This window comes from Longispora sp. NPDC051575 (assembly GCF_040681875.1).
In the GTDB taxonomy this organism is placed as follows: Bacteria; Actinomycetota; Actinomycetes; order Mycobacteriales; family Micromonosporaceae; genus Longispora.
The window spans coordinates 263,358-287,134 of the sequence record NZ_JBFAZP010000002.1 but is presented as its reverse complement, the minus strand read 5'-3'; the positions used below and the strand labels follow the sequence as shown (position 1 = coordinate 287,134).

Below are 23,777 nucleotides of genomic sequence, written 5' to 3'. Positions count from 1 at the left end.
ACCGGGGACCCGCTGGGCGAGGAGCCCGCCAGCGCGAACCCTGCCGACCCGGAGCCGGCGGCCGGTCCCGTGCTGTGTAACCCGGACCCGGTGTGTGATCCCGCGCCGTCACACCCTGGCCCGACGGCCGCTCCCGCACCGTCGAACCCGTTGGCCTCGAACGTCTCCACGCTCACAGCCCCGCCTCCTTGTCCACGATCGCCGCCAGCTCCCCGAGCCCCGGGTGCGCCAGCAGCTGCGGCAGTGTGATCAGCCCGTCGAGTTCGGCCACCATCCGCAGCGCCGACAACGACGCCCCGCCGATCTCGAAGAAGTGCGCGTCCCCGCCGATCCGTTCGACCGGCACGTCGAGGGCGACGGCCCACGCGGCGGCGAGACGCTCCTCGGTGGCGGTGCGCGGGCCGGACTCCGTGGCGGTGTCCGGGGAAGCCCCGGCGGGGCCGGTCAGGGTCCGCGCGTGGGCGGCCAGCGCCCGCTTGTCGACCTTGCCGTTGGGATTGAGGGGGAGCCGGTCGACGGCGACCAGCTGGTACGGGACGGAGGACGCCGGCAGGGCCGCCCGCAGGTGTGCGCGCAGCTCGGTGTCGGGGAGGCCGTCGCCGGTCTCGTAGAAGGCGACCAGGCTCTTGCCGACACCGGGCATGGGGGTGACGATGACGGCGGCGGCGAGTACCCGGGGGTGGTCGAGGATCCGGGCCTCCACCTCGCCGAGTTCGATCCGGATCCCGTTGACCTTGACCTGTTCGTCGCGCCGGCCGTGGAACTCGACGGAGCCCGTGGGCAGCCAGCGGCCGAAGTCGCCGGTGCGGTAGATCCGCTCGCCGGGGCGGAACGGGTCCTCGCCGAAGGCCAGGGCGGTGCGCTCCGGGTCGTTGACGTACCCGCGTCCGACGCACACCCCGGAGACGACGATCTCGCCCGGGGTGCCCAGGGGGACGAGCCGGTCGTCGGGGTCGAGGATGTAGAGGACGACGTTGGTGACGGGGCGGCCGACGGGGGTGAGCTCGCCGGCCGGTACCCCGGACATGATCTCGTGGTTGGTGTCGTCGGACGCCTCGGTTGCCCCGTACGCGTTGACGAGGCGGATGTCGGGGAACCGGGCGAACCAGCGGGTGACGAGGGTCCGGTTCAGGGCCTCGCCGGTCGCGCTGACGAACCGCACCCCGCCCAGGTGCGCGTCGGGGGAGTCCTCGGCGATCCGGAGCAGGACGTCCAGGTAGGACGGTACGACCTGCACGACGGTCGCGCCGCCGGCCGCCACGGTGGCCAGGAAGCCGCGCACGTCGAGGATCTCGTCGCGGGTGGCGATCAGGGTGCTGCCGCCCAGCGTCAGGGGCGCGATCAGCTGCCACAGCGAGATGTCGAACGTCTGCTGGGCCTTCTGCACGACCCGGCTGTTCTCGTCCAGCTCGAAGTCCGCGATCTTCGCGACCAGGTGGTTGATCATGCCGTGGTGGGTGCACATCGCACCCTTCGGCCGACCGGTGGACCCGGACGTGAAGTAGATGTACGCCAGCTGGTCGAGTCCGACCGCCACCCCCGGGTCGGTGGCCGGGTGCCCGGCGTCGAGGAGGTCGGCGACGGCCAGCGCCACGACACCCGGCTCGGCGAGGGCCTCGGCGAGCCCGGCGTACTCCGGCGTGCCGGCCACGTCGGGCTCGGTGAGCACGATCCGGCAGCCGCTCTGCTCCCGGACCGTGGTGACCCGGGGCGCCGGGTAGCCCGGCTCGGTCGGCAGGTAGGCGCCGCCCGCCTTGAGGATGCCGATGATCGCGGCCAGCCAGTGCGGGGTGCGCTCGGTGGCCGTCATCACCACCTCCTCACGCGCCAGGCCGCGCGCCAGGAGCGCGTGCGCGATCTGGTTGGCGGCGGAGTCCAGCCAGGCGTAGGAGTAGGAAACCCCGGAGTGTACGACCGCGACCCTTCCGGGGTGTACGGCGGCGCGCCGGGCGAAGATCTCGTGGAACCGTTCGGCGGGCAGTTCCCGGATGTCCCCGCCGCGTTCACGCAGCTGGTGGTGCCGTTCGGCGGCCGAGAGCAGGTCGGTGTACTCGACGGGGGCGTCCGGGGTGGTCACCAGGGCGGCCAGGGCCGTCGCGAGGTAACCGGCGATCCGTTCCGCGTGGGCCGGGTCGGCGACCCGCAGGTCGTGCCGGACCACGAGCGTGTCGCCCGCGAGGTCCACGGTCAGCGGCGCCCCGGCCCGGTCGCCGAACGCGAGGTCGACGGAGCGGTCCCCGTCGGCCCCGGGCGCGACCACGGCGGTCCCCTCACCCGTCTGGGCGCGCACCTCGTCGACCAGTTCCCGCCAGGTCACCCCCCGGGTGGTGGCCGCCACGGCGCCGCGGTCCCCGTACCCGATGAGGATGTCGGTTTCCGCGGCCAGCACCCCGGCGACCCGGGCCAGGGCGGCCAGCCCCAGCACGGACGCCGGCACCCCGAACCGCCCGGCGGCGGCCGGCACCCCCTCGGGCGCGGGCACCCGCACCGTCCCGTGCCCGTCGACGGGCGCGGTGGTCCAGGACGGGAGCCTGGTCAGGGCCTCGCTCATACCAGTGCCTTCTCTCGGGGGGCCGGCGCGGCGGTGTCGCGGGCGGCGAGCAGCTGGGCGCCGATCAGGTCGTCGGGCAGCGAGTCGGGCATCTCGATGTCGAGCCGGGCGAGCCGGCGGACGGTCAGCCCGAGCAGCGCGTTGACGGTCATCAGGAGGCCGAAGACCACGAACGCCAGTCCGATGCCCCGCCCGGGTCCGGTGCCGAGCACCTGCCCGAACGTGGACGCCAGGCTGCCGCCCGGGGCCATCAGCGGCTCCAGCAGACCGGTGGCCGGCACCAGGACCAGGAACCCGACGGGCAGCGTGGACCAGGTCAGGGTCTGGTTGAGGGCCAGCACCCGGCCGTGGTACCGCTGCGGCATCTTGACCTGGATGACCGTCACGTAGATGCCGTTGGCGATGGCCAGGAACAGGCCGGTGCCGAACGCGCCCACCATGATCACGAGCAGGTTCCCGCTCAGGCCGGTCAGCGCCACGAACAGGCCGGACGCGGCGGTCACCAGCAGGTTGCCGACCATCCGGCGGGCCCGGGGGCCGCCCCAGATCGTCATGGCGAGGCTGCCGATCACGGCGCCGAGGCCCTCGGCGAACGCGGCCCGGCCGACGTCCCCGGCCGTGCCGTGCGCGAGCACCAAGGGCGGCACCAGCAGCACGGGGGCGGCGTAGAGCAGGTTGCTGAAGCCGTGCACCAGGATGGAGGCCCGGAAGCCCGGCGCGCCCCAGTACAGGCGCAGGCCGCCGAGGACCTGTTCGCCGAAGGTCTCCTTGCGGATCCGGCCCATCAGGTTCGGGAACCTCACGGCGGCGAGCACGCTGAGCGCGAACACGTAGCTGACCACGTCGAGGACCAGGATGCCGCGCAGGCCGATCGCGGCGAGCAGGCCGGCCGCCATCAGGGGCACGAACAGCATCGCCGTGCCGTTGATCAGCTGGGCGACCCCGTTGGCGTGCCCGAGGAACCGCTTGGGGACCAGCTGCGGGATCGAGGCGGCGAACGCGATCCGCTGGAACGTGCCGGCGAAGGAGACGACGAGCACGACGGCGTACACGGCGGCGACCGGTGGATTGCCGCGCAGCAGCAGGACGGCGAAGAGGAACTCGACGGAACCGGCCGCGAGTCCGGCCGCCATCATCAGCTTGCGCCGGTCGTACCGGTCGGCCAGCGCCCCCGCGATCGGGGTGGCCAGCAGGATCGGCAGCACCACGGTCACGCCGGAGATGCCGATCGACAGCAGCGAGCCGGTGGTGACGTACAACCAGATCGGGATCGCCCAGGCCGTCAGCAGCGAACCCGTGACCGAGACCAGCTGGCCCAGGGACACCATGGTGAACTTGCTCATCGTCGGCTCGACCGGCGCGCCCAGGTCGGAGGCCTGGCCGGCCCGCGACACCGCCGACAGCCACCAGCGCCGGGCCGGCGTACCCGGCTCGGTGTCCGGCGGGGTGAGCTGCGCGGACTCCGCCGGCAGGTCCAGGTGCGTCCGCGTGATGATCTCCACGACGTCCTCGGCCCGGTACCGCAGGAAGAAGTGCCCGGCCTCGTCGAGCACCACCACCGCGACGGTGTCGGTGAGGAACCGCCACTCCCGGTACCGCTCCTGGTAGTAGTCGGTGATCGGGTCGCGCTCGCCGACCACGGAGATGATCGGGGCTTTGAGCTTCACGGGGTCGGTGGCCATCAGGGCGGTGAAGTGCGCCTCGGCGTTCTTGCCGTCGCTGCGCATGTTGCTGATGATCCGGTCGGCCTGCACCGGGTCCAGCTCGTCCATGTCCACGCCCATGGACTTGAGCCAGTTCGTGTAGTTCCGGTTGCCGGCCAGGTCCTCCAGCCACGTGTTGAACCGGGTCAGCAGGCCGGTCGGCTTCGCGAACGGGAACACCCCGCCCACGTAGACGGCCTCCACCTCGCGGCCGGCGGCCTCGACCAGGCGGGCCATCTCCACGATCAGCGCGCCGCCCACCCCGCAGTGGCCGTAGAGCACCAGCGGGCCGTGGACGCGTTCGAGCACCTCGTCGGCGCACCGGCGGGCCAGTTCGTCGAACGGCAGCGAGTCCTCGTCCAGGCCGACGTCGTGGCCCGGGATCGCCACCGAGAGCAGCGCGTGGCCGGCGGGCAGGGCCGAGGCGACGGTCTGGTAGACCACCGCCGAGCCGCCGCCGTAGGGCACGCAGACGTAGGTGCGCTCCGGGCGCGGGTTCGGCCTCGTCAGCTCGTACAGCAGCCGCCGGGGACCGGAGTCCGCCTCGCCGCTGAGCAGGGCCGCGAGCGCCCGGACCGTCGGGTTCTGGAACAGGTCCATCACGCCGACCCGGACGTCCGTGCCCTGGGTGAGCGGCCGGAGCCGGGCCGCGACCTGGGTGAGCAGCAGCGAGTGCCCGCCGAGCGCGAAGAAGTCGTCGTCGATGCCGACCCGTTCGACGCCGAGCACGTCGCACCAGATCCCGGCGACGGTGATCTCCGTGTCGGTGCGCGGCGCGACGAACTCCTTGTCGGAGACCGTGGCCACCTCGGGCAGCGGGAGCCGGGCCCGGTCCAGCTTGCCGTTGGGGGACAGCGGCAGCTCGGGCAGCCGGACGAACGCCGACGGCACCATGTAGTCGGGCAGCCGCAGCAGCAGGTCCGCGCGCAGGGCGGCCGCGTCGGGCTCGGCATCGGTGACCAGGTAGGCGACGATCCGCTTGTCGCCCGGGTGCACCTCGACCACGGCCACCGTGACGTCGCGGGTGTCGGCGCGCTCGCGGAGCACCATCTCGATCTCGCCGAGTTCGATCCGCAGGCCGCGCAGCTTGACCTGTCCGTCGGCCCGGCCGAGGAACTCGACCTGCCCGTCGGGCCGCCACCGGGCCAGGTCACCGGTCGCGTACAGCCGGGTGCCGGACGCCCCGAACGGGTCGGGTACGAACCGCTCGGCGGTCAGGGCGGGCCGGCGGTGGTAGCCCCGGGCGACCTGGACCCCGCCGATGTGCAACTGGCCGACGGCCCCGACGGGTACCTCGCGCAGGTGCTCGTCGAGGATGTGCACCCGGGTGTTGGCGATCGGCGCGCCGATCGGTACCCGGGTCCGGACCGCGAGCGCCCCGGGCGCGCAGTGCCAGGCGGTCACGTCGATCGCGGCCTCGGTCGGCCCGTACAGGTTGTGCAGGCTCACCCAGGGCAGCACCTCGACGCACCGCCGGGCGAGCTCCACGGGCAGTTCCTCGCCGCTGCACACGATCCGGCGCAGGGTGGCGCACCGGGCGGCGGCGGCAGCCGGGTCCTCGGCCGCGTCGATGTCGGCGAGGAACGCGGTCAGCATCGACGGGACGAAGTGGACGGTGGTGACGCCGTGCTCGCCGACCGCCTCGCGCAGGTACGCCGGGTCGCGGTGCCCGCCCGGCGCGGCCATGGCCAGCCGCGCGCCGGTGGTCAGCGGCCAGAAGAACTCCCACACGGACACGTCGAACCCGGCCGGGGTCTTCTGCAGCACGGTGTCGTCCGCGCCGAGCCCGAACGTCGACTGCATCCAGTCGAGCCGGTTGAGCACGCCCCGGTGCGCGTTGACGACGCCCTTGGGCCGCCCGGTCGAGCCGGACGTGTAGATCAGGTACGCGGCCGCGTCGGTGGGCACGAGTACGTCCACGGCGTGCTCGTGCCCATCGGTCTCCTCGTCGAGCCGCAGGTGGGTGACGCCGTCGCCGGCCACCCGGGCGGCGAGCGCGTCGGTGGCCAGCAGCAGCGCGCAACCGGAGTCGGCGAGCATGTACCGCAGCCGGTCGTCCGGGTACTCCGGATCCAACGGCAGGTACGCCGCCCCCGTCTTGAGGATGCCCAGCAGCCCGACGACGAGCCGCGCGCCGCGGTCCGCGCCGATCCCGACCAGGGTCTCCGGTCCGGCGCCCAGGGCGAGGAGCCGGTGCGCGACCCGGTTGGACGCCCGGTCCAGTTCCGCGTAGGTCAGGGATCCGCCCGCGTCGGTCACGGCCACCGCGTCGGGGGCGCGCCGGGCCTGCTCGGCGAACAGCGCCGGCAGCGAGGAGTCCGGCCGGGCCGGAACCTCGGTGGCGTTCCAGGCGCGCAGCAGGTCGCGCTCGGCCGCGTCGAGGAGTTCCAGCTCGGAGACCGGCGCGTCGGGCCGGGCCACAAGGTCGGCGAGCAGCGTGCCGAACGACCCGGCGAGCCGGGCCACGGTGTCGGCGCCGAACAGGGCCGTGTTGTAGACGAACCGGCACTGCAGGCCGCCGCCCTCGACCGGGTACGCGTGCAGCTCCAGGTCGAACCGGGTCGCCGGCAGCTCGACCGGCCGCCAGGACAGGTCGGGGGAGTCCGGGTCGGTCGGCGCGGTGTAGTTCTGCAGGACCAGCATGGCCTGGAACAGCGCCGAGCGGCTCACGTCGCGGACCAGGTGCAGCTCGTTGATGACCTGCTCGAACGGCACGTCCTGGTGCGCCAGCGCGTCGAGGACCCCGTCGCGGGTCCGGTCCAGCAGGGCGCCCACCGTCGGGTCGCCGCTGAGGTCCGCGCGCAGCGGCAGCATGTTGACGAACATGCCCACCACGTCGTCGAGGTCGGGGCGGGACCGGCCGGCCACGGGGGAGCCGATCGCGAAGTCGTGCTGACCGGAGTACCGGCCCAGCAGGGTCTGGTACCCGGCGAGCAGGGCCATGAACAGGGTCGCCCGGTGCGCCTGGCCCAGGGCGGTCAACGCGGTGACCAGCGGCCCTTCGAGGCGGAAGTGGTGCGAGGCCCCGTCGAAGGACTGGGTCGGCGGCCGGGGTGCGTCGGTCGGCAGCTCCAGCGCGGGCACGGCGGCGAGCTGCTCGAGCCAGTAGTCGAGGTGGCGGCGGACTCCGGGCCCGGCCATCTGCTCGCGCTGCCAGGCCGCGAAGTCGCCGTAGCCGACCGGGGTGCGCCGGGTGGTGGGGACGCCGGAGCGCAGGCCCTCGTAGGTACCCGACAGGTCGGCCAGCAGGGTGTCGTTGGACCAGCCGTCGGTGACGATGTGGTGCAGGTCGACCAGCAGCAGGTGCCTCTCGCCCCCGGCCACCCGCCACACGGCGGCGCGCATCAGCGGCCCGGTGGCCAGGTCGAACGGCCGCAGCGCGGCGAGCGCCATCTCGGCCTCGGCGGTGGCCACGTCGGCCGCGTCGTGCACCGGCAGCTCCACGTCCGACGGCGGGTCCACCACCACCGTCGGCCTGCCGTCCTCGGTCGCCGGGAACCGCATCCGCAGGCTCTCATGCCGGGCCCGGACCTGGGTCAGCGCGGCGGCGAGCAGTTCCAGGTCGAGGTCGGCGCCGAGCCGGACCAGCAGCGGGGACCCGTAGGCCGCCGTGCCGGGCGCGAACTGCTCCATGAACCAGACCCGCTCCTGCGCGTACGACAGCGGCGGGGCCTCCCCGTCCGGCCGGCGCGGGATCCCCGACTCGGTCGGCGCGACCCGGCGGCGCAGCCGGGCCTCCATCGCGGCCCGTTTCGGATCGGCCACGCTGTCCACGGCGGTCATGGCGTCCCCTCGGATGCGTTCTCGGTGTCGTCCAGTTCCTGCAGCAGCATCTTCTCGACCTGCGCGGCGACTCCGGCCACGGTGGTGTCGACGAAGAACGCCTGGATCGGCAGGTCGATCTCGATCGCGGCGCTGATCCGCGCGATCACCCGCAGGGCGAGCAGCGAGTGCCCGCCGAGGGTGAAGAAGTTGTCCAGCGCGCCGATCCGGGACACGCCCAGGACCTCGGACCAGACCTCGGCGACCAGTTCCTCGGCGGCGGTGCGGGGCGCGACGAACGCGGCCTCCACCTCGACGGCCGCCACGCCCTCCGCGGCGGGAGCGGGCGCGGCACCACCATCGACAGTGGACAGTCGCGCCGCCGGGTCGGCGAGCACGGCGGACAGCACCCGCAGGTACCCGTCGACCATGGCCTCGGCGTCGGAGCCGGTGAACACGTCCGTGCTGTACTCCAACCGGCCCCGGCTCCCGCTGATCTCCAGCAGCAGGTCGTCCTCGGCCGCCGTCGCCCGGCCGCTGAAGCCGAAGTCGACGTAGTTGAAGCCGAGCTGGTAGACCGGCGGGACCCCCGGCAGGCGGTGCGTGCCGACCAGTTCGACCAGCTTCTGGAACGGCATGTCCTGGTGGTCCCAGACGCCGAGCTGCCGGTCGCGGACCCGCGCCACCAGCTCCGCGAACGTCGGGTCGCCGGACACGTCGATCCGGGACACCGCCAGGTTGACGAACATGCCGATCAGCGCCCGGGTCTCGGGCACCTCCCGGCCCGCGACCAGCACGCCGACGACCACGTCGGTGGCGCGGGACAACTGGTGGACCATGGCCGCGTACCCGGCCAGCATCACCATGAACGGCGTCGCCCCGCACCGCTGGGCCACCGTCGGGACCCCCTCGACGATGTCGTCGGGGAAGTCGAACAGGATCTCCGAACCGGCGTAGGTGCGTTCGGCCGGGCGGACCCGGCCCGCGGGCAGGGTGTGCACGGCGGGCAGGCCGTCGAGTTCCCGGCTCCAGAACGCGTTCAGTTCGGCGAGCCGGCCGGCCTCCATCCCGTCGCGCTGCCACACCGCGTGGTCGGCGTACTGGATCGGCAGCTCCGGCAGTACGGCCGCGCGGCCCTCGACCACGGCCGCGCACAGCTCGACCAGTTCGGACTCCAGGTTCCGGACGGCCTCCAGGTCGAAGAGCGTGTGGTGCGCGACGATCAGCAGCACCCAGTCCGCCGCTCCGCGCCGCGCCAGCGTCCCGTGCCACAGCGGGGGATCGACGAGGGACAGGTCCGCGCCGTCCATGCCGGCGAGCAGCGCGGCGATCCGGGCGTCGGTCTCGGCGTCGGGCAGCGCGGAGAGGTCGAGCAGCTCCACCGGCAGCACGATGTCCGGGTGCACGACCTGCATCAGGACGCCGTCGTCGATCCGGAACGAGGTGCGCATCGTCTCGTGCCGCTCGCACACCACCCGCAGGGCGTCGCCCAGCTGCTCGTACGACACCGCGTAGGGCAGCGTGACCTCGCCCGCCACGTGGTACAGCGGCACGTCCCGCGCGAGCTGGCTGGCGAACCACACCCGCTCCTGCGCGTAGGACGCCGGCGCCACGAAGACCTCGGGGGCGTCGTGCGTCACCACCTCGGTCATCACGCACCCGCCATCGTCTGGCGCAGGCTGAGCGGACGCAGGTCGGTCCACTCCGACTCGATGTGCGCCAGGCACTCCTCCCGGGTACCGGAGAACCCGGTCGCGTGCCAACCGGCCGGCAGTTCCCTGCCCTCGGCCCACACGGAGTACTGCGCCTCGTCGTTGCGGACGACCGCGAAACGTGTCCCGCTCATCACTGCCCCCTCGCCGTTGTGGTGGTCGTGTTCTGGCCGGCGCGCGGCCTCGGTAGCCTCGGGATGCTCGTCTCGGCCGCCGGCGCCGCCGCCTGGGGCGCGTCGCGCAGGCCCTGGACGACGACGGCCATCCCGGCCACGGTCGCCGTCTCGAACAGGCTGCGCATCGGCAGCTTGACGCCTACCGTCCTGCGGATCTGCGAGATGAGCTGCACCGCGACCAGGGAGTTCCCGCCGAGCTCGAAGAAGTCGTCGTCGGCGCCGACCGCGTCGATGCCGAGGACGTCGCGCCAGACCCCGGCCAGGGTGGCCTCCAGTTCGGTGCGCGGCGCGACGTACCCCTCGCGCTGGGTCGTGTCGACCGCCACCGGGTCCAGGTCGCCGGCCACGGTCTCCTGGGTGAGGCCCGCGACCCCGGCGAAGACCTGGGTCAGCGGCTGGGCGGTGATCACCACCTGCCGCCCGAGGTCCCGGCCGAGCACCCTGCGGAACGCCTCGGCCCCGTCGGCCAGCCCGATGCCGGTCGCGGTGGAGGCCACCGGACCCGGCCGGTTGCCGGCGGCGTGCGCGCCCTGGCGCACCGTGTCGGTCATCGCCGCCGTGTCGATCCGGCGCAGCACGAAGTCGCTGATCGCCACGAGTTCGCGGCCGTCGGCGTCGTACAGCGACAGGTCGGCGGACACGATCTCCCCGCCGCCGCCCGGCCGGTACCGCAGGTGGCTGTACAGCCGGGCCGGCAGGGCCGCGCGGACCACCAGCCGGCCGTAGCCCATCGGCAGGTACTGGCCCTCGGCCGTCAGCCCGAACGAGGTGGCCTCGTCCAGCAGGGCCGGGTGCAGCACCCAGCGCGCCAGGTCGGCCGCCGCCGCCTCGGGCAGCTCCAGCACCGCGAACTGCTCGTCCTGGCCCACCTCGACCCGGCGCAGGCTCCGCCAGTGCGCGCCGAACGTGAGCAGCCCGGAGCCCGAGCGCTCGCCCTCGGCGCCGATGTCGTGCGCGGCGAGCTGGCAGCGCGCCCGGACCGCCGCGAGGTCGGCGACCGGGGTCGGACCGGGGTCGACCCAGCCGGCGGTCCCGCGCACGTGCGTCTCGCTGGCGCCCGCGCTCACGCTGGTCACCTCGAAGTCCCAGCCCTCGTCGCCCTCGGTGAAGGCGACCCGCACCTCGGCCCCGCTGCCGTCGGCGACCGCCATCGGCCGGACGAACACGACATCGCGCAGCTCCACGGCCTGGCCGGGCTCGCCGGGGCGCGCCGCCGCGAAGGCCGCGCGGACGTTCTCGAGGTGGCCGGTGCCCGGCATGACCGGTACGCCGGAGATCCGGTGTTCGTCGAGCACCCAGTGCGTGTCGGGCGCGACCACGCCGCCGCACCACGGCAGGGCCGCGCCGTCGGAGGCGTGCCGGTCGGTGATCACCGGGTGGTCCACGACGGCGACCCGGTCGCCGCGTTGCTGGGCCCGGAACCCGGCGGGCGCGGCCACCTCGGCGGCCATCCCGACCTCCAGCCAGCCGCCCCAGTTGAGCGCGGTGACCCGGGCGTCCCAGCCGTGCGCGCCCCGGGCGTAGGAGTCCAGGAAGCTGTTGGCCGCGCAGTAGTCGACCTGGCCGAAGCCGCCGGTCACCGCCGTGACCGAGGAGAACAGGGCGACGAAGTCCAGGGTCAGGTCGCCGAACGCGCCGTGCAGGGCGAGCGTGCCCCGCACCTTGGGGGCCAGCACCGCCTCGGCGGCGGCCCGGTCCTTGACCTCGGCCATGCCCCCGCCGGGGACGCCGGCAGCGTGCACGATCCCGTCGAGCCGCCCGTACGCGGCCAGGGTCTTGTCCCGTACCGCCCGCAGGTCGGCCACGTCGGTCACGTCGGCGGCGAGCACCAGTATCTCCGCGCCGGCCTGCCGCATCCGGCGGACCGCCGCGATGGCCCGGCCGGCCCGGTCGGAGACGCCGTGCACGGACAGGTGCCGGTCCCACTCCTCCTCCGGGGGCAGTGGCGAACGGGCCAGCAGCACCAGCCGGGCCCGGACCCGCTGGGCGAGGTCCTCGGCGAGGGTGATGCCGAGGCCGCCGAGCCCGCCGGTGACCAGGTAGACGCCCTCCTCGCGGAGTCCGGTGCCGCCGGCCGGCACGGTGACCGGCTGGTAGTCCCGGGTCCAGCGGTGCCCGCCGCGCAGCGCGACCGCCCCGGCAGGCTCGCGGAGCAGTTCGGCGACCAGGTCTCCCGGTCGGGTGGATCCGGCGATGTCGAGGTGGCGCACCGTCATGGCCGGGTACTCCAGCGGCACGACCTTCGCGATGCCCGCCACGGTGGCGTGCTCCGGCCGGGTGGTGTCGTCGCCGGTCACGTCCTGGGTGCCGGTGGTCACGATGTCCACGTGCGCGGTGACCTGCGCGGCGGCCACGGACTGCACCAGGTGTAGCAGGCTGAAGAAGCCCAGGTCCTGGGCCCGCCACGCGCCGTCGGGGTCCCCGCCGGCCGGCTCGCCGGACAGCGCCCAGGCGTGCACCACCCGGGACGGGAGGCCGCCGGCGCCGGCGAGGTCGGCGAGCAGCAGGTCGTAGTCGTGCGGTTCGGCCGGGCGGAGCGCGTACCCGTCGGACTCGTGGGTGAAGGTGTCTCCCGGCCGGACCCGGACGACGTCCACCCCGGCGGCGCGCAGCCCGTCGGCGACGGCCGTGCCCTCGTCGAACACCAGGCAGCGTTCGAACACCGCGCCCGGTTCCGTCGGCGGTTCCTGCCGCCACACCGGGACCGTGAACCACTCGTCGACCGGGCGCGGGCCCGACGCGGCGGTGGCGGTCGCGGTGGGGTCGGCCATGGTCGGCTCGATCCAGTGCCGCTTGCGCTCATAGGGGTACGGCACCAGCGGCACCCGCCGGCCCCGGTCCCCGAACGTCTCCCCGTCCAGCGCCACCCCGCAGGCCCACAGCTGACCGGCCGCCGCGTACAGCGTCTCCAGGTCGCTCTTCGGCTCCCCGGGCGAGGGCAGGCTCGCCAGCGGCGCGACGGCCCCGCGCGCCAGGTGCATCCGGGCGAGCCCGGCCAGCTGGCGGCCCGGCCCGCACTCCACGAGCAGCCAGTCCCCGTCGGACAGCAGCCGCTGCACGCAGTCGCCGAACCGGACGGCCTCGCGCAGGTGCCGGGCCCAGTACGACGGGTCGGTCGCGTCGCCCGGGCTGATCCAGTCCCCGGTCAGGTTCGACAGGAACGCGCCCTGCGGGGCCCGGCGCTCCACGGCCTCCACCAGCTGGTGGAACTCGGCCAGGATCGGCTCCATCATGGGCGAGTGGAACGCGTGCGACGTGCGCAGCGCCTTGTGGCCCACCCCGTCGGCGTCGAGCCGGGCCGCGAACTCCTCGACCAGCGGTGTCGGGCCGGCCACCACGCAGGCCGCCGGCCCGTTGACCGTGGCCACGGACAGCCCCTCGGGCAGCCGGCCGACCAGCTCGGCCTCGTCGAGGCGCACGGCGAGCATCGCACCGGCCGGCATCGACTGCATCAGCCGGCCCCGGGCGGCGACCAGGCGCAGCGCGTCGGCGAGGTGGAACACCCCGGCGAGCGTCGCGGCCACGTACTCGCCGATCGAGTGGCCGATCATGCCGGCCGGGGTCACGCCCCACGACGCCCAGAGCCGGGCCAGCGAGTACTCCACGACGAACAGGGCCGGCTGGGTCAGCTCGGTCTCGTTCAGCCGCGCCGCGTCGGCGCCCTCGGACAGCAGCAGGTCCCGCAGCTCGCGGCCGAGGTCCCCGCCGAGGATCCGCAGGCACTCGTCCACGGAGCCGCGGAACACCGGCTCGGTCCGGTACAGCTGCGCGCCCATCCCCACGTACTGCGCGCCCTGGCCGGAGAACAGGAACGCCACCCGGCGCGCCTGTACCGGCCCGGTGGTGGTCAGCCGGCGCTTGCGGTCCCCGAGGGCCTTGGCCGCGTCGGCGGTGTCCGTGGCGGTCACGGCGAGCCGGTGCGGCAGGTCGCGGCGGCCGACCCGCAGGGTGTGCGCCACGTCGGCCAGGTCCAGCTCCGGGTGCGCCGCCAGGTGCTCGGCGAGCCGCTCGGTGAGCGTGGTCAGCGCGGTGGCGGTCCGCGCCGACACCTGCACCAGCTGGGTCGGCCGGGCGGACCCGTCGCGCGCCCCGGCCCGGGGGGCCTCCTCCAGGACCGCGTGCGCGTTGGTCCCGCCGATCCCGAACGCGCTGACCCCGGCCCGGCGCGGGCCGTCCGGCTGCCAGCGGGCGAGCGCCGCGTTCACGTAGAACGGGCTGGTGTCCAGGGCCAGCTTCGGGTTGGGCCGCTCGAAGTGCAGGCTCGGCGGGATCAGGCCGTGCTCGATGGACAGCACCGTCTTGATGATCCCGGCGATGCCGGCGACCGGGCCGAGATGGCCGATGTTCGACTTCACCGAACCCAGACCGCACCAGCCGATGTCGTCGGTGTCCTGGGAGAACACGCTCGACAGGGCGCTGACCTCGATCGGGTCGCCCAGATCGGTGGCCGTGCCGTGCGCCTCGACGTAGGTGACGGTGCGCGGGTCCACGCCCGCGATCCCGAGCGCCTGGGCGACGACGATGGCCTGGCCCTCCACGCTGGGGGCCCCGAAGCTCACCTTGTTCGCGCCGTCGTTGTTCACGGCGCTGCCCCGGATCACCGCCCGGACGTGGTCGCCGTCGGCGAGGGCGTCGGACAGCCGCTTGAGGAGTACCGCCCCGCCGCCGCTGCCCCACAGGGTGCCGGTGGCCGAGGCGTCGAAGGTGCGGGTCCGCCCGTCGGCGGAGAGGATGTCGCCCTCGGAGTGCACGTAGCCGAGCCCGTGCGGCAGTTCGATCGACGCGCCGCCGGTGAGGGCCATGTCGCACTCGCCGTTGCGCAGCGCCTCGCAGGCCAGGTGCAGCGCGACCAGGGTGGTCGAGCACGCCGTGTGCAGGGTGAGGCTCGGGCCGCGCAGACCGAGGTTGTGCGACGCGTGGGTGGCGAGGTAGTCCGAGTGCGTGCCGGTCAGCAGGGACAGCACGCCGGAGGACGCCATCACGGTCGCGTTGCGCCGGATGTTGCGCCAGCCGTACTCGTCGGCGCCGATCCCGCCGTACACGCCGATGTCGCCGTCGTAGCGGGCCGGGTCGTAGCCGGCGTTCTCCAGCGTGGCGTGCGCCAGTTCCAGGAAGAGCCGGTGCTGCGGGTCGCGCATCTCCGCCTCGCGCCGGGTGATCCCGAACAGCTGCGCGTCGAAGGACTCCATCTCGTCCAGGACGAGGGCCGCCGGGACGAAGCCCGGGTCGCTGACCTCGTCCTCGGGCGCGCCGAGGGCCCGCTGCTCGTCGAGGGTGTAGTCCCGGGTGGAGTCGACGCCCTCCACGAGGTTGCGCCAGAACTGGGCGAGGGAGCCGGCCCCGGGCAGGCGGCAGGCCATCCCGATCACGGCGATGGGTTCGACTGCTGCTTCGTCGTCGTTCATGCGTCACGGCCCTTCTCGTCCGCGGCCGCTCGGACCGTGGTTGTGCGGCGGGTACGGTCACGGCGCGCGGCCACACGGTGTGCGGCGCGGTCGAGTCCCGGGGTGCGGGTGGTGCCGTCCAGGTGGGCGCCCAGCGCCCGGATGTTGGGGTGCCGGAACAGGTCGAGGATGTCCACGTCGCGTTCCAGCAGCGCGGACAGCCGGGCCTGCACGGCGGCGATGGCCAGCGAGTGGCCGCCGATCTCGAAGAAGTTGTCGCCGGTACCGACCCGGGGCAGCCCGAGCACCTCGCACCACGTGCCGGCGATCAGCCGTTCGGTGTCCGTGGCCGGGGTGTCCGCCCCGCCGGCCGTGGGCCGGGTGGTGGGCCGGGGGAGCGCGGCGCGGTCCACCTTGCCGTTCGGGGTGAGCGGCAGGGCGGGCAGCAGGGTCAGGGTGGCCGGGACCGCGTGCCCGGGCAGCAGGGTGCCCAGATGGGCGCGCAGGCCCTCGACGGTCAGGCTCCCGGCGGGCACGGCGTAGCCGCGCAGCACTGTCTCGCCCTGGTCGGTCTCGGCGAACACCGTGGCGGTGCGGACGTCCGGGTGGGCCAGCAGGGCGGCCTCGACCTCGCCGAGTTCGAGCCGGAAGCCCCGGATCTTCACCTGGTCGTCGCCGCGCCCGGCGAGCAGCACGTCGCCGTCGGGCAGGTAACGGCCCAGGTCCCCGGTGCGGTACTCCGTCCCGTCGGCCGAGAACCGGTCCCGGCTGCGGGCGGGGTCCAGGACGCCGTCGGTCGCGTAGCCCTCGGCGAGGTACCGGCTGCGGATCACGACCTCGCCGAGTTCCCCGACGCCGGCCGGTTGCCCCGCCGGCCCGAGGACCAGCAGTTGCGCGCCGTCGACACCCCGGCCGACCGGCACCGGGCCGCTGGCCGGGTGGTCGGGGCCGACCGGGTGGTGCGCCTGGGCCTGCGGGGTCTCCGTGGTGCCGTACAGGTTCACGATCCGCGCGCCGGGCGCGAACCGGCGCAGCCGGGCCACGTCGGCGTACCCGAGCTGGTCGCCGCCGCACGCGACGAGGCGCAGCGCCGGGGCCGACCCGCCGGGCACGGCCGCCAGGACCCGGGCCAGCGGCGGGGTCAGGTGCGCCACGGTGACGCCCTCGGCGGCCAGCCACCCGGCGAGGCGCACCGGGTCGCGGGGCAGGTCCCCGGGCGGCACGCGCAGGGTGGCGCCCAGCGCCAGGGGCACGAACACGTCGCGGAGCAGCGGGTCGTGCGCCACCCCGGCGAGCAGCGCGAACCGGTCGTCGGGGCCCAGACCGAATTCCGACGGGTACCAGTCGAGGAAGTGCGCCAGGGGGCGCTCGCCGGCCAGGACGGCCTTGGGTTCGCCGGTGGTGCCGGAGGTGAAGGACAGGTAGCCGCGCGCACCGTCCGCTGTGGACGGAGTGTCGACGCTGGCGGTCCGACCGGCCGGCGGCACGGGTTCGGCGCCCACGGCGGGCACGGTCAGCACCGGCAGTCCGCCCAGCTCGGCCGGCACGGCCACCCCCGGGCACACCAGCAGCGCCCCGCACCCGGCCGCGCGGACCTGCGCGACCAGCCGGGCGGGCGGCAGGGTCGCGTCGAGCACGGCCCACCGGGCGCCGCTGGCCAGTACCCCGAGCAGGAGTCCTGGAAGTTCGACCTGCCTGGTGGCCAGCACGCCGATCGCCTGCCCCGGCCCGAACCCGGCGCCCGCGACGGCGGCGGTGGTCCGGCGGCGCAGGTCGACGAGCTGGCCGTAGTCGAGGGTGCCGCCCTCGCCGGTGACGGCGGTCGCCCCGGGTCGCGCGGCGGCGACGGCCTCGATCCGTTCGACCACCCCGGGGCCGTCCCAGTCCGCCAGGGGCTCGGTCGGGTCGGGCAGGACCGATTCGGGGGTACGCAGCGACGCCGCCCCCACCGGTGCCCCCGGCGCGCCGACCAGGTCCCCGACCAGCCGGGTGTACCCGTCGAGCAGCGCCCCGATCCGCTCCGGCCGGTACAGGTCGGGGTTGTACACGGCCTGCAGGTCCCAGCCGTCGGCGTTCTCGGACAGGTACAGGGTCAGGTCGAACAGCGAGCCGGGCAGCCCGGCGGGCACCGGCTCGGCGGCGATCCCGGGCAGCTCCAGCCGGGGCTGCGCGAAGTTGTACATGTTGAACAGGACCTGCACGAGCGGGTTGCGGGACAGGTCGCGTTCGACGCCCAGCGTGGTGACGACCCGCTCCAGGGGGGTCGCCGACCGGGCCAGCGCGGCGGTCAGGGCCTCGGCGCAGGTCCGGACGTGCTCGGCGAAGTCGGCGGTGTCGTGCACGGCGAGCCGGAGCGGCACGGTGTCGACACAGAAGCCGATCATCGGTTCGAAGGCCGGGTGGCCCCGGTCGGCGACCGGTACCCCGATGATCAGGTCCTGCTGCCCGGTGAGGCGGCGCAGCAGTTGGGCGAAGCCGGCCAGCAGCACCACGTACGGGGTGGTGCCGAGCCGGGCGGCCAGGTCCCGGACCGCCCCGGCGGCGTCGAGGCCGGCCCGCGCGCTCGCGCCCCGGAACGTCTGCACGGCCGGCCGGGGCCTGTCGCGGGGCAGGTCGAGGACCGTGGGCGCGCCGCGCAGCCGGTCCGTCCACCAGGCGAGTTCGTCGTCGGAGCGTTCGCGTTCGGCCTGCCAGGCCACGTAGTCGGCGAAGGTGGCCGGCAGCGCGGGGAGGTCCGGCGCGACCCCGGCGAGCTCGGCGGCGTACGCGGTGGCCAGGTCCCGGTACAGCAGGTCCTGGGACCAGCCGTCGAACACCGTGTGGTGCACGGTGAGCGCGAGCAGGTACTCGTCGGCGGCGAGCCGGAGCAGCCGGACCCGGCACAGCGCGTCCCCGGCCAGGTCGAACCGCCGCTGGGCCTGCCGTTGCAGCCACGATTCGGGGTCCTGGTTCTCGTCGACCGCCACCGGCACGGGATGCCCGGCGGGGTCCACCACGACGTAGGGCGCCCCGGCCGTGTCGGGGAACCGCCAGCGCAGCACCTCGTGCCGGGCGGCGACGGCGCCGAGGGCCCGGCCCAGCGCGGCGGGGTCGACCGGCCCGCGCAGCCGCTCGGCGAACGCGATGTTGTACGCGGGGGTGTCCCCGGCGAGCCGCTCCACGAACCACACCCGGCGCTGGGCCCCGGACATGGCCGGCAGCTGGCCGGGACGCACCGGCAGGTCCACGTGCGCGGCGGCCTTCTCCGCCCGGTCGGCGAGCCCGCCGAGGGTGCGGCCGAGGAAGACGTCCTCCACGGTGACGGCCCGGCCCGGATCGGCGCGGACCGCCTCGACCAGGCGCATCGCCAGCAGCGAGTGCCCGCCGTGCGCGAAGAAGTCGTCGTCGAGGCCGGGGGAGCCGACGCCGAGGACCCGGGACCAGGCGCGGGAGACGGCGTGTTCGAGGGGGGTGGCCGGGGCGCGGCGACCGGCGTCCGGCGCGGCCTCGTGCAGCCCCCGGAGCGAAGCCATGTCCACCTTGCCGGAACTGTTCAACGGCAACGCCCCGAGCCGCACCACCCGGGTGGGCACCATGTACCCGGGCAGCAGATCGGCGCAGTACCCGCGCAGCGCGGCCAGGTCCGGCGCGCCGTCCGGCGTCAGGTACGCCACCAGCTCCGGCAGCCCCGAGGCCCCGACCGCGACGTCCGTGACCGCCTGCGCGACGTCGGCGTGCCCGCGCAGCACGGCCTCGATCTCGCCGAGTTCGACCCGCTGGCCGGCGACCTTGACCTGCCGGTCCAACCGTCCCAGGTGGACGATGCCGTGTTCGGGGGTGCGGACCACCCGGTCACCGGTCCGGTACAGCCGGGCCCCGGGGACGTCCCCGAACGGGTCGGGCACGAACTTCTCGGCGGTCAGTCCGGGGCGGCCGAGGTAGCCGCGCACCACGTGCGGGCCGCCGATGACCAGCTCGCCGGGTACGCCGTCGGCGCAGGGCGCGAGCTCCTCGTCGAGCACGTACGCGGCGCACTCGGGCAGCGGGTACCCGATCGGCGGGGTGGTCTCCCACACCCCGGTCACCTCGGTGCCGACGACGATGCAGGAACACTCGGTCGGCCCGTACCAGTTGAAGAACCGCCTGCCGGGCGGCGCGGACCACCGGGCCACCTGGTCGGGCCCGGGGGACTCGCCGGCCGTCAGGGCGTCGCGCAGGTCGGGCAGCCGCTCCGGGTGCAGCAGCGGCAGCAGGGCCGGGGGCAGCACGCCCCAGGTCACCCGGTGCTCCTCCAGGAACGTCTGCAATAGGGTCGCGTCGATCCGGTCCGCCTCGGGCACGAACGCGAGGGAACCGCCGCGCGACAGCGGCGGGTAGAAGTCGAGCACGGACACGTCGAAGCCGAGCGCGGCGAACCCGACGCTGCGGCAGTCGGCGTCCAGGGCGAAGATCTCCGCCGTCGAGGTGGCGAACCGCACGGCGTTGCGGTGCTCGACCACGACGCCCTTCGGCTGCCCGCTGGACCCCGAGGTGTACATGACGTAGGCCGCGTTGTCCGGGGCCGCCGGGCAGTCGGGCACCTCGGCGAGGGTGTCGGGCACCCGCAGCAGGGTCAGCCCGCTACCGGCGAGGGCCCCGGCCCCGGCGTCGTCGACCACCGCGACGGTCACGCCCGCGTCGGCGATCATCAGGGCGCGCCGCTCCGCCGGGTGCGCCGGATCGAGCGGCACGTACGCCCCGCCCGCGAGCTGCACGCCGAGGACGGCGCTGAGCATCCCCGGCACCCGCCTGCCGCACACGCCGACCCGGACCTCGGGGCCGACCCCGTGTTCGCGCAGGACGGCGGCGAGCGCGGCGGCCCGCCCGACCAGCTCCCGGTAGGTCACGACCGTGTCCCACTGCCGGACCGCCACCGCGTCGGGGGTCCGGGCCGCCTGGTCGGTGACCAGGTCGCACAGCAGGCCGGTCACAGGAACCGCCCGGTGGCGGCGGGCTCCGGGTCGCACACCTGGACCCGGATCTCGGAGAAGTACCGCTGGCCGGCGGCGTCGGGTACCCACGCCTCGTCGGGGGTGGGCAGCATCTCGGTGATCGTCACCCGGACGTCGTCGCCGTCGCTGAGCCGGGCGGCGCGGAGCATCGAGCAGAAGATGGTCGCGTACACCGGGCTGCCCAGGTCCACATAGCACGGCTTCGTCTCGGTGGCGATGGAGACGAACACGGTCTCCGGCAGCCCGGACGCGGCCCGCCAGCGCCGGACGGCCAGGAACTGGGCCTGCTCGCCCTTCACGTCGGCCAGGCCGGTGCCGCCGATCGTGGTCCGCCAGGTCTCGCGGGCCACCACCATCCGGTCCACGGTGATCCGGGGCGTGTGCCCGGTGGCCGCGACCAGCTTGAACGCGCCCTGGGTGTGGATGCCGATCAGCTCGGCGAACATCGCGATCAGCGGCCAGCTCTCGCCCCGGCCGTGCACGACGAGCTCGCCGTCGTCGTCGGAGACGGTCAGCGCCGTCACCGGGATCAGCCGGTCGGGATCGGCCCCCGGGCCGGGCAGGATGCCCAGCTGGAAGTCGGTGTCGTTGTCCAGGCCGCCCGCGAGCCGGGAGGTGTAGCGGAGCCAGTCCAGCGGGTACAGCGGCAGCACCCGGCCGGGGCCGACGTCGGCGAGTAGGGCCGCGCGCAGCTCCTCGACCTCGTCGGAACCGACCAGGAACAGGCCGGCGTCCAGGGTCGCCCACGCGGCGTGCAGCTCGCCGAGCACCAGGCTGAACTCGCCCCGGGCCAGGGCCTCGACGCTGGTGGCGCACAGGTGCAGGTCGGGGCTGTGTATCCGGGCGGCGGCCCAGGCGGGGCGGTCGGCGGGGAACACCTCGGCGACCGGCCCGGCCAGGTCCGCGCTGCTCAGGGCCACGGTCCGGGTGTCGTCGCCGAACCGGTCCAGCCGGAACAGCTCCGACCAGCGCCGGGTGAACTCCGCGGCGACATCGTCCACGGGGCGCTCGCCCCGGCCGAAGAAGATGCCCTGCGCCAGGTACCAGAGCTGGCCGAACGGGACGTCCGGGGTGCCCAGGTCGCGGGCCAGCTCGTCGTAGAAGTCGCGCAGCACGGCCAGGTACGCGTCCGCCGTCGCCACGGTCAGCCAGCGCGCGGCCTGCAACAGCACCCCGAACGGGCCGGCCATCGCCTCCAGCACGGCCCCGCCGATCCCGGCCTCCAGGTCGCGCACGCACTCCTCGACCACGAGGGTCCGGCCGGCGTACATCTGCCCGGCCCGGCGCTCGGCCTCCTGCCCGGTCAGCTCGACGAAGATCTCGTTGAGCGCCGCCAGCGCCGCCCGCACCGCGTGCGGGTCGCCGCCGGCCGCCTCGATGGCGTCGCGGCCGGCGCGCAGCCGGGCCAGCCCGTCCAGCGCCCGGTCCCGCAGGTCGGGTTCGCCGATCCCCGCGAGGCGTTCGGCCAGCACGTCCTCGGCGTGCATCCGCATCGGCAGGTCGACGTCCCACCGCACCAGGGCCCGCTCCGCGAGCAGACCGAGCGAAATCAGAGCGTCTTCGGGGGTACGCAGCGGCGAGCCCTCCGCCGCCACGGCCGCCCGGGCCACCTCGATCGCGGGCCGCCGCCCGTCGCACGCCGCCAACAGGACGGCCTCGGCGGGGGACAGGGCCAGCGGCGCCTGCGCGACCCGGACCAGCTGGCGACCGTCCAGGGTCAGCTGGGGCGACACGGACGGCACCAGCCACTGCCGGGCGCGCGGGTCGGCGGTGACGGCCTCGGCGAAGGCGGACAGCGCCCAGTGCTCGAAGTACACCCGGCGCGTGCGGACCAGCCCGGGGCCGGGGGTCGCGGTCACGTTCGGGCCCTGCGGGTCGAGGTCGATCCACGTGGTCGGGCCGAAGAAGCCGACGGTCTCGTTCTTGGAGCAGTAGCGCTGCCAGTACTGGGCGACCATCTCCTCGCGCTGACGGCGCTTGGAGTTGCGGGGCGCAACCGGGCCCTGGTTCGCGATGCCGTCGAGCGCGTACAGGGCGTTGCGGTTCTGCCAGGTCACCGCCTCGCGGAACAGCGGGTCGGTGGCGATGGCCCAGATCTCGGCGCTGACCTGGGCGGCGGCGGACCCGTACGCCTTGGCGTACCCGTCGGCGTCGAGCAGCCCGTCGAGGTGCGCGTCGGCGGCCCGGGCCAGCTCGGCGGCGGTGAGCCGGTGGAGGCCGTCGGCGGGGAAGCCGGTGGTGCGGAGCAGCGCCTGGCGCCAGACGGTCCAGTCGGTGCCGGGCAGGGGGACGTGGTGCGGGGCCGGGCCGGGGCGCGGGGGAGCGGCCCGGCGGGGCGCGGGCGGGGCCACCGCCGCCGTGCCGCCGACCGCCCCGAGCAGGTCCGCGCTGATCAGCTCCACGACCTCAGCCAGGTCCGCGTTGAGGAAGAAGTGGTCGCCCGGCAGGGTGTGCAGCCGGAACCCGGCCCCGGTGTGCCGGTCCCAGCCGGCCATCAGCTCCGGCGGGACCGAGCGGTCCGCACCGCCGGCGAACCCGACGACGGGCAACGCCAGCGGCTCCTCGTCCTCGTACCGGTACCTGTCGATCCACGCGAAGTCGGCACGCAGGGCGGGGAGCAGCAGCTCGCGCAGTTCGGGCACGTCGAGCACGCCGGCGGGGGTGCCGCCGAGCTCCTCGAGCGCCCGGACGAACGCGTCGTCGGGTTCGAGGGCGAGCTGCGCGATCGGCTCGACGAGGTCCGGGGGCCGGGAGGCGCCCACGTAGAACCGCTCCGGCAGGCGCGCGCCGGTCCGGCGCAGGCACCGGATGACCTCGAAGCCGAGCCGGGCGCCCATGCTGTGCCCGTAGATCGCGTACGGCCGGTCGGCGCGCCCCGCGATCGCGGCGGCGACCAGTTCCGGGGTGAACTCCGCCGGTTCGGCGAGCCGGTTCTCGCGCCCCGGCAGCTGGACGGGCTGCACGTCGACGGCGGCGGGGAAGGCCCCGCGCCAGGCCCGGAACGCCCCCGCCCCGCCCCCCGCGTACGGCAGGCAGAACAGCAGCACGTCGGCGTCGGGGCGGGTGGCCGCGACGAAGGTTCCGCCGGCGTTCCCGGTTTTGGGCAGGGTCATCGCGCGCTCCCCGGGGCGAGACAGGACGGTGACGAAATACGGCCGGATCCGGCCGTGGACTGCCTAGGGCGCATGGGTGAGCATTCCAAATTGTCACTCGGGGGAATCCGGTGGACGGGTCGCGGCATCGACCGGAAAGGACGGGTGGCAGGAAGGCTATTTGAGTCGAGTCGATTGTGGAATGGTCCGGCCGGCCTGAGACGTCTCAGGCGAAGTGCGGATAGCACAGTGTGAGAACGGATCGATCACGCATAGCTCCGGTCAAAATCGACGCATCCGTCGGGTGACGTAAACGGCCTAATAGGAGTAACACTGGCGAGTTATGGAGATCGATCACTACGGTAGGTCATCGCGTCTGTCATATAGATGACACTAGAAATGGTGTTGTTCCCGCCTTTGCCCAGCA

The 23,777-nt window shown here is 74.6% G+C and carries 7 protein-coding genes; all 7 read right to left on the bottom strand.

Translation table 11 applies throughout. The features are described 5' to 3' along the window. Positions 1-172: 172 nt before the first annotated feature. From AB0M43_RS05045 to AB0M43_RS05015, 7 genes are read right to left on the bottom strand one after another with little or no spacing between them, the layout of a single operon-like run. Positions 173-2,551 carry a non-ribosomal peptide synthetase gene (locus tag AB0M43_RS05045; protein WP_363721294.1) on the bottom strand — a complete coding sequence of 793 codons (2,379 nt, stop codon included), beginning with the start codon at positions 2,549-2,551 and terminating at the stop codon, positions 173-175. Then, positions 2,548-8,037, bottom strand: coding sequence for an amino acid adenylation domain-containing protein (locus AB0M43_RS05040; protein ID WP_363721292.1), 5,490 nt, complete (start codon positions 8,035-8,037; stop codon positions 2,548-2,550). Before AB0M43_RS05040 ends, AB0M43_RS05045 begins: the two co-directional genes overlap by 4 nt. Continuing rightward, positions 8,034-9,668, bottom strand: a complete 1,635-nt coding sequence (locus tag AB0M43_RS05035) for a condensation domain-containing protein (RefSeq protein WP_363721290.1) — start codon at positions 9,666-9,668, stop codon at positions 8,034-8,036. The genes AB0M43_RS05040 and AB0M43_RS05035 overlap by 4 nt, the downstream gene beginning before the upstream one ends. Further along, positions 9,668-9,862 carry an MbtH family NRPS accessory protein gene (locus AB0M43_RS05030; RefSeq protein ID WP_363721288.1) on the bottom strand — a complete coding sequence of 65 codons (195 nt, stop codon included), beginning with the start codon at positions 9,860-9,862 and terminating at the stop codon, positions 9,668-9,670. Before AB0M43_RS05030 ends, AB0M43_RS05035 begins: the two co-directional genes overlap by 1 nt. Further along, the gene (locus tag AB0M43_RS05025) at positions 9,862-15,309 is read right to left on the bottom strand and encodes an SDR family NAD(P)-dependent oxidoreductase (protein ID WP_363721286.1); all 5,448 of its coding nucleotides are present in this window, start codon (positions 15,307-15,309) and stop codon (positions 9,862-9,864) included. The genes AB0M43_RS05030 and AB0M43_RS05025 overlap by 1 nt, the downstream gene beginning before the upstream one ends. Further along, a complete protein-coding gene (locus AB0M43_RS05020) occupies positions 15,306-20,237 on the bottom strand; it encodes an amino acid adenylation domain-containing protein (protein ID WP_363721284.1) in 4,932 nt (1,643 codons plus the stop codon). The genes AB0M43_RS05025 and AB0M43_RS05020 overlap by 4 nt, the downstream gene beginning before the upstream one ends. Beyond that, the gene (locus tag AB0M43_RS05015) at positions 20,234-23,371 is read right to left on the bottom strand and encodes a thioesterase domain-containing protein (protein ID WP_363721283.1); all 3,138 of its coding nucleotides are present in this window, start codon (positions 23,369-23,371) and stop codon (positions 20,234-20,236) included. Before AB0M43_RS05015 ends, AB0M43_RS05020 begins: the two co-directional genes overlap by 4 nt. Positions 23,372-23,777: the final 406 nt, after the last annotated feature.

Coding starts and splice junctions, on each gene's coding strand:
- AB0M43_RS05040 (WP_363721292.1), bottom strand. CDS start 8,037: ATGACCGCCGTGGACAGCGTGGCCGATCCGAAACGGGCCGCGATGGAG.
- AB0M43_RS05025 (WP_363721286.1), bottom strand. CDS start 15,309: ATGAACGACGACGAAGCAGCAGTCGAACCCATCGCCGTGATCGGGATG.
- AB0M43_RS05035 (WP_363721290.1), bottom strand. CDS start 9,668: ATGACCGAGGTGGTGACGCACGACGCCCCCGAGGTCTTCGTGGCGCCG.
- AB0M43_RS05045 (WP_363721294.1), bottom strand. CDS start 2,551: ATGAGCGAGGCCCTGACCAGGCTCCCGTCCTGGACCACCGCGCCCGTC.
- AB0M43_RS05015 (WP_363721283.1), bottom strand. CDS start 23,371: ATGACCCTGCCCAAAACCGGGAACGCCGGCGGAACCTTCGTCGCGGCC.
- AB0M43_RS05030 (WP_363721288.1), bottom strand. CDS start 9,862: ATGAGCGGGACACGTTTCGCGGTCGTCCGCAACGACGAGGCGCAGTAC.